This is a genomic window from Pseudomonas xionganensis, from assembly GCF_009763245.1.
Lineage (GTDB): Bacteria > Pseudomonadota > Gammaproteobacteria > Pseudomonadales > Pseudomonadaceae > Aquipseudomonas > Aquipseudomonas xionganensis.
The window spans coordinates 1-12,772 of the sequence record NZ_WKJZ01000004.1 but is presented as its reverse complement, the minus strand read 5'-3'; the positions used below and the strand labels follow the sequence as shown (position 1 = coordinate 12,772).

Genomic DNA, 12,772 nt, shown 5'->3' with positions numbered 1-12,772 from the left:
GCTTCCGGATCAAGGCGCGGCCTGCGCCTCGACCGTGGTGATGCGCAGATGGGCAAAGCCCAGCTTGCCAGCCGCATCCATTGCGGTGATCACCGCTTGATGCGGGGTCTTGGCATCGGCACTGATGATCAAGGGCAGACTGTTGTCGCCGTCGGACTCTTTCTGCAGGGCCGCCATCAGGCTGTTCAGATCGCTCTTCAGCAGTTGCTGACCATTGAGAGCATAGCCACCGTCGGCGCCGATCAGCACCTCCAGCTGCTTGAGTTCGGTCTGTTCGGGCGGCGTACCGCTGGCGGCCTCCGGCAGATCGACCTTGAGCTGGGTCTCGCGGGTAAAGGTGGTGGTCACCACGAAGAACAGCAGCAGGATGAATACCACGTCGATCAACGAAGCCAGGTTGATCTCAACGTTCTCCCGCGGTTTGCGCCGGAACTTCACGCCTTGCCCTCGCCCAGATCCACCTCGCGGTCGCCCTGCACCACTTCCACCAGCTTGATCGCCTCCTGCTCCATGCCCACCACCAGCTCATCGATGCGGCGCTGCAGGTAGCGATGGAAGAACAGGGCCGGAATCGCCACGATCAGGCCAGCGGCAGTGGTGATCAGCGCCTTGGAAATGCCGCCGGCGAGCATCGGCGCATTGGCCATGCCCGAGCCCATAAAGGAGCTGAAGATCTCGATCATGCCCAGCACGGTGCCGAGCAGGCCCAGCAGCGGCGCGATGCCGGCGATGGTGCCGAGGGCGTTGAGGTAGCGCTCCAGATCATGGATAACCCGGGCCGCCGCCTCCTCGATGCACTCTTTCATGATCTCGCGGCCGTGCTTGGAGTTGGCCAGGCCTGCGGCGAGGATCTCGCCCAGGGGCGAGTTGCCGCGCAGCTCCTTGAGCTTCTGGTTGTTCAGCTTCTTGTCCTTGATCCAGCGCCACACCTGGCCCAGCAAATTGGGCGGGGTAATGCGGCTGGGGCGCAGGGTCCACAAACGCTCGGCGACGATGCCGGCAGCGGCGATTGAACAGAGAATTATCGGCAGCATCATCCAGCCGCCAGCTTTGACCAGTTCCCACACGGTGGCAAATCCCCCTCACAAAAGTGGCGTCACTCTAGCATAGGGTCGCCGCCACGCCGACCGCCCGGCGGCTCATTTTTCCCGCCAAAAACGTGCGTGATCACGCAAAGCCTGCGCTTGCTCGAAAGCCCCCAGGCGGATGCGCACCGCCCCCTGCACGGCACTGTCATGGATGCGCACACCCTGGGCCCGATAACGCGCCACGACCTCGGCGGCAGGATGGCCAAAGGCATTGTGCCGCCCACGACTGATCAATACCGCCTCAGGCGCCACCCGCTGTAGCAGAGCAGTGGACGAGGACGTGCCGCTGCCATGGTGCGGCGCCAACAACCAGCGGGTCTGCAACGGCAGACCACTGGCCAGCAGCGCGCGCTCGGCTGCCGTATCGATATCGCCCGTGAGCAGCAAGACTTCTCCACCCGCGTCCACCCGCAACACGCAGGAGGCCTGATTGCCATCCCGGGCCTGATCCCACTGCCAGGTGGCGAACTTGACGCCATCCCACTGCCACTGCCGCGGCTGGCAGGGCTCGGCCTGCAAGCTCGTAGGCAACCGCGCAGGCTCACCGCTCATCACCCGTGCCACCGGCAAATGTTGGTGAAGTGCCGGCGCACCACCGGCATGATCGTTATCGGCATGACTGATCAGCATCAGATCCAGCTTGCTGACGCCCAGCGCGCGCAAGGAAGGCAGCACGATACGCTCACCGGTGTCGAAATCACCGAAGCGCGGGCCTGCGTCATACAGCAGGTCATGGCCCTGGGTGCGCAGCAGCAACGCCGCCCCCTGCCCCACATCCAGCATCCACAGTTCCGCCTGCCCCTGGGGGGGCCGTGTCTGCGCAGAGAAGAACAAGGGCAACAACAGAATCAGCCCCAGGCTGCGCAGCGGAATGCCCGGCGGCAGCAGAAGCAGGAAAGCGCCGAGCACCACCAGCCCCCACCACCACAGCGGCAGATTGCTCGGTAGCCAGGCCGGCAGCCAGGCGGACAGTAGCCCCAACCCGGCAAACAGCAGCTCTAGCAAGGCACCGGCCAACCACAACAGCCCGCTGCCCAGCCCGGGAACCGGCAGCAGTAACGTCCCCAGCAACGCCAACGGCACCACCAGCAGCCCCACCAGCGGTACAGCCACTAGATTGGCCACAGGCCCGCTGGCGCTGAGGGGCAGACCGAGCACCAGCAGCACGGGCAGCAACCCAACCGCCATGGCCCATTGCGCCCGTCCCAGACTGCGCCACCAGGACCAGCGGCCCAGACGACCGGCAAAAATCAGAATCAGCCAGGCTACTGCAGCAAAGGACAGCCAGAAGCCTGGCTGCAGGCTGGCCAAAGGCTCCAACAGCAGCACCAGCAACATGGCCACTGACAACGGCAGCCAGACGCCAAGATGACGAAAGCGCAGGCGCCACACCAGCACCAGTGCGACCATCACACAGGCCCGCTGCACCGGCACCTGAAAACCCGCCAGCCAGCCGTAGCCAAGCGCCCCTCCGAGAGCCAGCGTGCAGGCCCAGGGCAACCAGGGCCAACGCCGTGGCCAGTAGCCCAGACGCGCCAGCCCCGCCACCACGCCATAGAGCAAGCCGGCCAGCAGACCGATATGCTGGCCGGAAATCACCATCAGGTGCACCGTGCCGGTGTTCTGCAAGACCTGCCAGTCAGCATTGGACAGCCCCGAACCATCGCCCACCACCAGCGCAGCAATCGCGCCTTCGCGCCCATGCGCCGGCGTGGCCAGCAGACGCTGACGCAGTCTGTCACGCCATGCGCCCAAACCAGCGGGCTGACTGAGTCGCTCACCCGCCTTGACCGTGCCGGTAGCACCAATGCGTTGGGCCAGCAGCCAGGCTTCGTAATCGAAGGCTTGAGGATTAACCAGGCCATGGGGGCGTTTAAGACGAACCGCCAGACGCCAGGTTTCCCCTGCGCGCACAGGCGGGCCGTTGTACCAAGACAGGCGCAGGCGCCCAGGCAGTTCGGCACGGCGGGACTGGGCATCCTGCAACTGAAAACGCACCACGCCCTGACCTGCTTCGGGCAACCCCACCACCTGCCCCTGCAGCCACAGGGTACGACCATCCAATGCCGGGTTCAGTCGCTCATCCAGAGCCCACTGGGCCGACACACTGGCCCAGCACAACCCCAGCAGAAAGAGCCCCAACCAGTACAGACGCCAGGGCAACAGCAGCAGCCCAAGCAATGCCATGGCACACAACGCCCAGATCGGCGGCAACTGTGGCAGCCAACGCAGAACCAGTAACCCAGCCAGTAAAGCCGCCATCGCTATGGGCATCGACACGCTCCCTGCGTCTTGTGCAAATCCCTTGCCCCGCCACCGACTTATTTGCTGACACAAAGTGTAAAAGCAGGCCGGCTATAAACTGTGCATAATATTGGCGCTTTTATCCGCCCGAGACTCTTCATGCCGCGTCGTTTATTCAAGCGCTACATGCCCAACCCGCAGCGCATCAAGGACAACCAGTCCCTGCGCTTTCTCGGGGCCTTGATCCACGATCCCAACCTCTGGCACCTGAACCGCCACTCCGTCTCCCGCGCCATGGCCATTGGCCTGTTCTGGGCCATGATCCCCATGCCCATGCAGATGCTTGTGGCCGCCATCATCGCCATCCCAGCCCGGGCCAACCTGCCGATTTCCGTAGGCCTGGTGTGGTTGACCAACCCGGTGACCATGCCAGCGGTGTTCTACTGCAACTACAAACTTGGCGCCTGGCTGATGAGCACTCCGGCCATGCATATGCCGGAAAGCATCAATCTCAGCTGGATCGGCCAGATGCTGCAGACCCATTGGCAACCCCTGTATCTGGGTTCGCTGGTGCTGGCGATCGTGCTGGCGATCATCGGCTACTTCGCCACCAACGCTTACTGGCACTGGTGGGTCAGGCACAACTGGCGCAAGCGTCAGGAAAAACGGCGCAAGCGCGATCAGCAGCGCTAGAACGAAAAAAGCCATCGAATGATGGCTTTTTTACGCTTACAGACCATGTCACCAGCCTAGCAGCTTATTCGTAGCGCAAAGCCTCGGCCGGCTGCACCTGAGCAGCACGCCAAGCCGGATAGAGGGTAGCCAGAAAACTCAGGCCAAAGGCAGCCGAGCAGATCAACAGGACATCCGAGGCCAGCAACTGCGATGGCAGATTGCTGATGAAATAGACATCCGAGCTCATCACCTGCTGGCCACTGACCTGCTCGATCCAGCCCACCAGTTCACTGACGTTGAGCGCCGCAAGGATGCCCAGCAGTGCGCCTATCAGCGTTCCGATCACGCCAATGATGGTGCCCTGCACCATAAAGATGCCCATGATCTGCCGCGGTGTCGCCCCCAGGGTACGCAGGATGGCGATATCCCCGCCCTTGTCGGCCACCACCATGATCAGGGTGGCGATGATATTGAAGGCCGCTACCGCCACGATCAGCAGCAACAATAAACCGATCATGGTCTTTTCCATCTTCATCGCGCTGAACAGGCTGCCCTGAGTCAGGGTCCAGTCGCTGGACTTGTAGCCTTCCCCCAGCCCACTGGCGATGCTGGCTGCTACCTGTGGGGCCTGATACAGGTCACGCAGCTTGAGCCGTACACTCTGCACCTGCCCCGGCTGCAGTCGCTGGATATGGGCCGCATCGGCCACATGGATCAGGGCCAGGGAACTGTCCAGTTCGGCGCCGACCTTGAAGATGCCCACCACATTCAGACGCTGCATACGCGGGCTGATACCACCCGGCACACTGCTCAGCTCCGGCACGATCAAGGCCAGCTTGTCGCCGACCCGCAGCTGGAAACGCCGCGCGGTAATCTCACCGATCAGTACACCGAACTCGCCCTCACGCAAATCGCTCAGGCGTCCCTGTTGCAGATGCTCGCCAATGATCGATACCTGACCCTCCAGGGCAGGTTCGACGCCCTGCAGCTGCACCGGCTGCATCGCCCCGCGGTAGGACAGCATGCCCTCCAGCTCGGCAAATGGTACTGCAGCGACCACCTGCGGATGTTTGCGCGCGGTATCGGCCACTGCTTGCCAGTTATCCAGCGCCTGCGCGCCGGCAATACTGGCGTGCGGCACCATGCCGAGGATGCGCGTACTCATTTCCTTCTGGAAGCCATTCATCACCGACAGCACCACAATCATGGCCAACACGCCCAGGGCCAGACCGATCATGGAAGTCATGGAGATAAAGGAAATAAAGTGATTGCGCCGCTTGGCGCCGGTATAGCGAATACCGATAAACAGGCTGAGCGGACGAAACATCAGATGCTCACCAGCTTGCCGTCCTGCAGATGCAGCACGCGATCCATCTGCCGGGCCAGGGCCATGTCGTGGGTGACCACCAGAAAGGCCGTTTGCGAGGAGCTGCTGAGCTCCTTCATCAATTCCTGAATACCCTGGGCGGTGTGATGATCCAGGTTACCGGTGGGCTCATCGAGCAGCACCAGACCCGGACGATTGACCAGGGCGCGGGCAATCGCCACCCGCTGGCGCTCGCCGCCGGACAACTCGGCCGGCTTGTGCGCCAGGCGATGCCCCAGACCAACCCGCTCCAGCAAAGCCGTAGCGCGCTGGCGAGCCTCACTGATGGCGGTTTTGCCAATCAGCAGCGGCATGCATACGTTCTCCAGCGCGGTGAACTCCGGCAGCAGATGATGGAACTGGTAGACGAAACCCAGGGCGCGGTTGCGCAGCAGGCCACGCTCGCGCTCATTGAGCGCAGACAACTCTTCCCCGGCCAGCCAGACGCTACCGCTGCTGGGGGTATCCAGACCGCCGAGCATATTGAGCAGAGTACTCTTGCCCGAACCGGAACTGCCGACGATGGCAACCCGTTCCCCGGGCTGCAGTTCGAGCTGCAGATCGTCCAGCACCACCACCGACTGCGGACCTTCCTCATAGCTTTTGCCGAGGTTGCGACAACTCAACACAGCTTGGTTTGACATAAGCGAATCACTCATAACGCAGAGCCTCCGCGGGCTGGGTACGGGCCGCGCGCCAGGCTGGATAAAGGGTGGCGAGAAAACTCAGGAGCAGGGCCGCGCCGCAGACCAGCAGCACGTCCTGCAGCATCAGCTGCGAGGGGATGTAGTCGATGAAATACACATCGGCATTCAGGAACTGGATGCCCAGCAGCCGTTCCAGAGCGGCAATCGCGCTGCTGACATTCAGCGCAGCCCAGATGCCCAGGGCCGCGCCTATGGCAGTGCCGAATACACCGATCACCGTACCCTGCACCATAAAGATGGCCATGATCTGCCGCGGCGTCGCGCCCAGGGTGCGCAGAATGGCGATATCGGCCTTCTTGTCGGTGACCACCATGACCAGGGTGGAGATGATATTGAATGCAGCCACCGCCACGATCAGCAGCAAGAGCAGGCCGATCATGGCCTTTTCCATGCGGATCGCCTGATACAGGTTGCCATGGCTGCGGGTCCAGTCGCGGGCATAGTAATCGCCCTGATCCAGGCGCTGGGCCAGTTCCCAGGAAATGCGCGGAGCCTGGAACAGATCGGCGAACTTCAGGCGCAGGCCCTGTACCTGATCGGCCTGCCAGCGCTGCAGACGGGCCAGATCCTGGACATGGGTCAGGGCCAGATGTCCATCCACCTCACCGGCGCCGACATGGAAGATGCCCACCACGGTAAAGCGCTTGAGTCGGGGGAACACACCCGCAGGCGTCACCGTCACTTCCGGGGCGACAAAGGTGATTTTTTCACCCAGCCCAACTCCCAGTTTTTCGGCTGCGCGATCACCCAGCACAATGCCGAACTCGCCGGGCCGCAGTTCGCTCAGTCGGCCCTGACGAAAGAAATCGGCAATGATCGAGACCTTGACCTCCTCCTCGGGTGCCACGGCATTGATCAACACCTTCTGCACCTTGCCTGCATGGGTCAGCAGGCCCTGCATCTGGCTGAAAGGCGCCACCGCCAGTACCTGAGGGTCGTTCTGAACCTCTGCGGCAAGAGCTCGCCAGTCATGGATCGGCGTAACACTTTCCAGGGTGGCGTGGGGCACCATGCCCAGCACCCGGGTGCGCATTTCATGGTCGAAGCCATTCATCACCGACAACACCAGGATCATCACCAGCACACCCAGTGCCAGCCCGATCATCGACGTCAGGGAAATAAAGGAAACGAAGTGGTTACGACGTTTGGCACGGGTGTAGCGCATGCCGATAAACGCAAACAGGGGTCTGAACATGTCGGGGGCTGGTTCGAGGGAAAAAGAAACGTCCTTGTGGCGGGTCGTGGCGTGCAGCCTTACACTCTGACAATCACTGCTGCCATGGGTTCGCCATGCCGACTCAAGATGAAGATGACCGCCGCGAATACTATCGTATCGAGGATACGATCGCACTGGAATTCAGCCTGCTGTCCGGGGCAGAGGCACTGGCCAGTGACGAGCTTCACGACAGCTCGCCGCTGTTCAACCTGCTCAGCGACCTGCACCTGATGGACTTCGAGTCGCAGCACCTGCTGCGGCATATCAGCGAGCGGGATCGCACCCTGGCCAATTACCTCAAAGTCATCAACAAACGCATCGACCTGCTTGGCCAGGCACTGGCTCAGAGCCTGCTCCGCGATATCGGCGCCCCCCGCCGGGTCAGTCTGTCCGAGGGCGGTGTCAGCTTCAACAATGCCCACCCTGTCCCCAGCGGTAGTCATCTGGCGCTGAAAATGGTGCTGATGCCCCAGGCCCTGGGCCTGCTGCTGCGGGCCAAGGTTGTGCATTGCCGACCACGCGGTGAGCAGTTCGAGATCGGCACCGAGTTCGAATCCTTGACCGACGCCCAGCGCCAACTGCTGGCCCGGCATATTCTCCAGCGTCAGGCCCTGGAACGTCGCCAGGCCCGCGAACAACCTTGATGCCGAGAACTCAACCATGCCTGCACTGCTGCTACTGCTACTTGTGCTGCTACCCCTGTCGTTACAAGCCGATACCCTGATCATTCCCATAGGCGAGCAAGGCAATGCAGCCGCACTGCCTCCTCTGCCGCAATTGGGTGAGTCCAAGCGTGCCGTTCTGGAGCGTTTCGGCCTCGCTGACGAGGAACATCCCCCGGTAGGCAGGCCACCGATCAGCCGCTGGGATTACCGCGAGTTCAGTGTCTATTTCGAGCATGATCATGTGATCAACAGCGTGCGCCATCACCAGCCGCGCTACCTGGAATCCCTCAAGGAGCAACCGTGACGCTTATCTATGGCCATCGCGGCGCCAAGGGCGAAGCCCCGGAAAACACCCTGATCAGTTTTCAGCGCTGCCTGGAGCACGGCGTGAACCGCTGTGAGCTGGATCTGCACCTGTCCCGCGATGGCGAACTGATGGTCATCCACGACCCGACCCTCAAGCGCACCACAGGCCTGCGGGGCAAGGTCATCGAACAGGATGCGGCCGATCTGGTGCGCCACGACGCTCGCCTGGGAGGTCCCGGCTGGCGTCAGCCCTGCCCCATTCCACGTTTGAGTGAGCTGTTCGAGCGATGCCCCTTCGAGCACTGGCAGCTGGAAGTCAAAAGCGCCTCGAAAACCCGCTCGGTGCAGCTGGTTAAGGCCATCGATGCGCTGGTCAAACGGCACGGACTGGAACAGAAGGTGTGCATCACCTCCAGCTCCCGTGAAGTGCTACGCGCAGCCCAACAACTGGCACCGCACTTGCAGCGCGGCCTGGTCGCCGAATATGCCTGGCTCGACCCGCTCAAGGTCGCCAAGCATTACGACTGCCAGTTACTGGCTCTGAACTGGACCCTCTGCACCCCGGAACGCCTGCTCAAAGCGCAGAAGCAGGGCTTGCATGTCTCCGTCTGGACAGTCAACGAGCCTGCCCTGATGCGCCGTCTGGCCGACTTCGGCGCAGACAGCATCATCACCGACTTTCCTGGCCTGGCAGTCAGAACCCTGAGTTGACGAGGCAGAAACGAAAAAGCCCGTATCAATGGATACGGGCTTTGGGTGCTCAGAGAGTCAAGCTACTGCCGTCTTGCCATCCCCCAGAACACGATCGGCAATCACTGCCAGCAGCAATGTCACCAGTACGGGCAACAGCCAGCCCAGACTTTGATCAGCCAATGGCAATTGACTGAACACGGCCGGTACCCAGTCACCCCAACCGGCAGCCGCGATACCATCAACCAGGCCAAAGATCAGCGTAACCGCCAGCACCGGCCGGAATATCCGCGCAGACGAAAGCCAAAAGCCATCCAGCAGACTCAGGCCCACCAAGACAATCGCCAAGGGGTAGAGACCAACCAATACCGGAATGGAAAAGCTGATCAATTGGGTCAATCCCTGATTGGCCACCAGCAGACTGAACAGACCGAAGGTCACTACTACGGTGCGATAGGAAAACGGCAATAGCTTGCTGAAGAACTCGCCACAGGCTGTAAGCAGCCCCACAGCGGTAGTCAGGCAGGCCAGAGTAATCACCACCGCCAGCAGCAGACTCCCCGCCGTGCCGAAGGTGTGCTGCACATAGGCGGTCAGAATCTGTACGCCGTTCTGCGCCTCACCGGCAATCCCCTGACTGGTGGCACCGAGATAGAACAGTGCCAGATAAACCAGCGACAGCCCCACAGCTGCAATCAGACCGGCAATCATCGAATAACGGGTGACCAAAGCCGTGTCGCTTACACCACGATCACGAATGGCTGTGGCGATCACAATGCCAAATACCAACGCCCCCAGGGTATCCATGGTCAAGTAGCCCTGCAGAAAGCCCTGCACAAAGGGCGCCGCCTGATAATCCCCTGCTACCTGGCCAATCTCGCCCGCTGGCAGCAGCAGCGCCGCACCACCCAGTACCAGCAAGGCCGCCAGCAAAACCGGGGTAATGAACTTGCCGACGCGATCCACCAGCTGCCCAGGATTGAGAGCCAGAAACAGCACCGCGGCAAAGAACGCCAGGCTATAGATCAGCAGCGAGGTCGCGCTGTTACCAACAAAAGGCGCCACCCCCATTTCAAAGGACACCACCGCCGTACGGGGTGTGGCAAACAACGGCCCAATGGCCAGATACACCGCTACCGCAAAGAGAATTCCAGCCCCCTTGCCCAGGGGGGCCGTCAGCTGCGCCATGCCTCCCCCGACCCTGGCCAGCGCGACAATGGTCAACAGCGGAAGGCCAACGCCTGTCAGCAGAAAGCCCAGCGCGGCCAGGCCAATATTTTCACCGGCGGCCATACCTGCACTAGGGGGAAAGATGATGTTGCCGGCCCCGAGAAACAGGGCAAAAGTCATAAAGCCGAGGGCCAGGATATCCGGTCGTTTCAACGCATTCATGGAAAAGCAGTACCAAAGTAGAAAGTCTTGAGGGAGCCGTGCTGCCCGGCTCATGACCGGGCAAGAAGCCTGCGGGGTCACAGGCTACTCACGCCAGCGCCACTCGCCCTTGTGGGGCCCGCGCTGAATAAGCCGCGCACCATAATGCAAGGCGCACAACCCGGCGAGCCATGCTGGTCGCAGCGTCGATTCAAGGCCTGTAGATGTCGCATTCCTGTAACTTGGCGCAAACATCGGTGACAGCAGCTCTCAGGTTTGAAACTGTTCGATCAGACGACTCAACTGGCTTTCCAGCTCACGAATGCTCTGCGCCGCAGCCCGGGTCCGCTCCACCGTTGCATAGGTGTCCTCACTGATACTGTTGGCCCGCACGACTCCAGCGCCCACGTCTTCTGCGACTTTGGCCTGCTCCCCTGCGGCCGCAACCAATTGCTGGATATTCTGATCGATGGCATCCACAGCCTGAGTGATGCACTGCAATGACTGGCTGGTCTTCTCGGCACTACCATGCGCCAAGGTCACCGCCTCACGACTCTCACTCATCATCTCTATGGAAGACTGACTGCGCCGCTGCAAGGTTTGAATGATGTCCTGGATTTCCTCCGTGGAAGCCTGGGTACGTTGCGCCAGGCTACGCACCTCATCGGCCACCACGGCAAAACCGCGCCCCTGATCACCAGCACGCGCCGCCTCGATGGCTGCATTGAGTGCCAGCAGATTGGTCTGCTCGGCAATCGAACCAATGACCGCCAAGACGGAGCCGATACGCTCGCTATCGGCACTAAGGGACTCGATGACCTCAGCCAGGCGCGCGACTTTATCCGTCAGGCTCTGCATGGCCTGGCGATTGCCCTCGACGCAGCGCAAACCTTCATCCGCGGCTATGCGGGTATCACGAGAAAGCTGCTGTCCGTGCTCGGCGCCTTGCGCCATTTCCTGAGCACTGGCAGCCATTTGGATCATCGCCGAAGCAATCTGTGCACTCTCATCACGCTGCTGCTCCACATCCTGATGGGCACGCTGAGCAGATTGCTGTAAGTCCTCGCCAGCCTTTTCCAGGGTACGCGAAGCCAGTGCCACCTCGGATACCGTTGCCCGGATTTTCTCCACGAAGGTATTGAAACTACTGGCCAACAGCCCTAGGTCATCGCGCCCACGCACCGGTAACCGCTTGGTCAGATCGCCCTCGCCTTCAGCCATATCCTGCAGCATCAGATTGATTTGACTCAGCCCCTGAACCAAGGCGCGCCCCACCCCATAGGCCAGTAAAACGCCAAACAGCAACGCGGCCAGCAACAAACTCCACAACAACTGATTGACCTGCAGAACCGTCGCATCGGCCGCCTGAGCAGCCGCTTGCATGCCCGTCATCAAGTACTGTTGCAAACGACGGGCGAGGTCAGCGATCTGCGGATCAATGTCGTTCATCTGCTCTAAAGTGGCATTGCGCTGATTAACCAGTTCAACCACCCGAGCCGAAGCGGTCTTGTAACGCTCCAGACTATCCAGCGCCTGTGTCAGCTGGGCAGTTAAACGCTCGCTGCTACTGCGATCACGCAACACACTGATCATGCTCCTGGCGCTATCCAACTCACGCGAAAAAGCCTTGACCTGAGCTTCCTGATTTTCCTGCAAGAATTGATAGAGGTACTGGCTGCCTAACAATAAATGGCGCATCGCGGCACTGGCGTAAAAAACCGCATCCAGATTGAAGCTCTGCTGCGCATTTGTGAGTACCGCGGACAATACCTGCTCAATCGCCGGGCCATGCTCGCTCAACTCACCACTGATCAACGCCTGGCGTCGCTGACTGAGAGGCACCAATTGTTCACGAAACAAGTCACTGTACTGAGCCTGCAATTGCTGCATCGACTCAAGCAAGGCCTGTTGTTCTGGTTCGTGCAGGCGCTCCGAAGTCTCCTGCAAGGCCTCTCGCAGACGTCCATCCAGCTCGGCAAAAAGGGTTTCGGAAGCCGAGTCACCAGTACGCGCGTATTGACTGACCGACAGTTGCAGGCGCGCCATGTTGTCGCTTACCTGGGCCACCCAGTCGATGCTAGGCCCCAGATCCCGCGTTACAACCTCAACCCTGTCAGCGATATTGCGCAGCGACAGTGACGACACCACCCCCAGCACAATCAACAGCATGCACAGTACGAACGGAACAATGGCTATCTTGTATGCAATACGCAGGTTAGCAAACCAGCCCATAGAGCAACTCCTCGGTAACGAACGCAAGGACACAACGCTCCCATGCCATATCGACTGCCAGGAGCATGTCTTGAGCCTATAACCCTTTCAGCTGAGCTGCTTAACAGAAAGCGACCTAGTAGATCGAATTAAGCCTGCCGTTTTTTCACACGCAAAATAAAACCCCCGACCGTTTTCACGATCGGGGGTTTTGGTGTAGGTGCTTGACGATG

At 60.8% G+C, this 12,772-nt stretch carries 11 protein-coding genes and 2 pseudogenes; 4 read left to right on the top strand and 9 right to left on the bottom strand.

Annotation, left to right across the window (positions count from 1 at the left end):
- Window positions 1-9: 9 nt before the first annotated feature.
- The 3 genes from GJV18_RS17095 to GJV18_RS17085 all read right to left on the bottom strand — a co-directional run bounded on the left by GJV18_RS17095 (window position 10) and on the right by GJV18_RS17085 (window position 3,362).
- Complete coding sequence (locus GJV18_RS17095; protein ID WP_160347699.1) at window positions 10-438, bottom strand: ExbD/TolR family protein; 429 nt, start codon at window positions 436-438, stop codon at window positions 10-12.
- Window positions 435-1,067, bottom strand: a complete 633-nt coding sequence (locus tag GJV18_RS17090) for a MotA/TolQ/ExbB proton channel family protein (protein WP_160347698.1) — start codon at window positions 1,065-1,067, stop codon at window positions 435-437. The genes GJV18_RS17095 and GJV18_RS17090 overlap by 4 nt, the downstream gene beginning before the upstream one ends.
- Window positions 1,068-1,139: 72 nt before the next feature.
- Window positions 1,140-3,362, bottom strand: a complete 2,223-nt coding sequence (locus GJV18_RS17085) for a DNA internalization-related competence protein ComEC/Rec2 (protein ID WP_233280215.1) — start codon at window positions 3,360-3,362, stop codon at window positions 1,140-1,142.
- 129 nt (window positions 3,363-3,491) lie between these two features.
- On the opposite strand from GJV18_RS17085, the gene GJV18_RS17080 reads away from it, so the two are divergent.
- Complete coding sequence (locus tag GJV18_RS17080) at window positions 3,492-4,025, top strand: DUF2062 domain-containing protein (RefSeq protein ID WP_160347697.1); 534 nt, start codon at window positions 3,492-3,494, stop codon at window positions 4,023-4,025.
- A gap of 64 nt (window positions 4,026-4,089) precedes the next feature.
- On the opposite strand, the gene GJV18_RS17075 is transcribed toward GJV18_RS17080, so the two are convergent.
- From GJV18_RS17075 to GJV18_RS17065, 3 genes are read right to left on the bottom strand one after another with little or no spacing between them, the layout of a single operon-like run.
- Window positions 4,090-5,334 (bottom strand): lipoprotein-releasing ABC transporter permease subunit, encoded by a 1,245-nt coding sequence (locus GJV18_RS17075; protein WP_160347696.1) that lies wholly within the window; start codon window positions 5,332-5,334, stop codon window positions 4,090-4,092.
- Window positions 5,334-6,017: a lipoprotein-releasing ABC transporter ATP-binding protein LolD gene (gene lolD, locus GJV18_RS17070; protein WP_160347695.1), complete on the bottom strand. Its 684-nt coding sequence runs from the start codon at window positions 6,015-6,017 to the stop codon at window positions 5,334-5,336. The genes GJV18_RS17075 and lolD overlap by 1 nt, the downstream gene beginning before the upstream one ends.
- 7 nt (window positions 6,018-6,024) lie before the next feature.
- Entirely contained in the window at window positions 6,025-7,275 is a 1,251-nt protein-coding gene (locus GJV18_RS17065) for a lipoprotein-releasing ABC transporter permease subunit (RefSeq protein WP_160347694.1), read from the bottom strand.
- 95 nt (window positions 7,276-7,370) lie between these two features.
- Here GJV18_RS17065 and GJV18_RS17060 point away from each other — a divergent pair, with 95 nt between their 5' ends.
- From GJV18_RS17060 to GJV18_RS17050, 3 genes are read left to right on the top strand one after another with little or no spacing between them, the layout of a single operon-like run.
- The gene (locus GJV18_RS17060) at window positions 7,371-7,940 is read left to right on the top strand and encodes a PilZ domain-containing protein (protein WP_160347693.1); all 570 of its coding nucleotides are present in this window, start codon (window positions 7,371-7,373) and stop codon (window positions 7,938-7,940) included.
- Window positions 7,941-7,956: 16 nt separating this feature from the next.
- A complete protein-coding gene (locus GJV18_RS17055; protein WP_160347692.1) occupies window positions 7,957-8,265 on the top strand; it encodes a phosphodiesterase in 309 nt (102 codons plus the stop codon).
- Window positions 8,262-8,978, top strand: coding sequence for a glycerophosphodiester phosphodiesterase (locus GJV18_RS17050; protein WP_160347691.1), 717 nt, complete (start codon window positions 8,262-8,264; stop codon window positions 8,976-8,978). The genes GJV18_RS17055 and GJV18_RS17050 overlap by 4 nt, the downstream gene beginning before the upstream one ends.
- Window positions 8,979-9,035: 57 nt before the next feature.
- Here the strand turns inward: GJV18_RS17050 and brnQ are convergent, their stop codons facing one another.
- The 3 genes and pseudogenes from brnQ to GJV18_RS18980 form a co-directional block, all read right to left on the bottom strand.
- Window positions 9,036-10,349 carry a branched-chain amino acid transport system II carrier protein gene (gene brnQ / locus GJV18_RS17045; RefSeq protein ID WP_160347822.1) on the bottom strand — a complete coding sequence of 438 codons (1,314 nt, stop codon included), beginning with the start codon at window positions 10,347-10,349 and terminating at the stop codon, window positions 9,036-9,038.
- A gap of 249 nt (window positions 10,350-10,598) precedes the next feature.
- Window positions 10,599-11,189 (bottom strand): annotated as a pseudogene (locus tag GJV18_RS18985) (methyl-accepting chemotaxis protein); the annotation flags it as partial.
- Between the two features lie 264 nt (window positions 11,190-11,453).
- Window positions 11,454-12,560, bottom strand: a pseudogene (locus tag GJV18_RS18980) (HAMP domain-containing protein); the annotation flags it as partial.
- Between the last annotated feature and the right edge of the window lie 212 nt (window positions 12,561-12,772).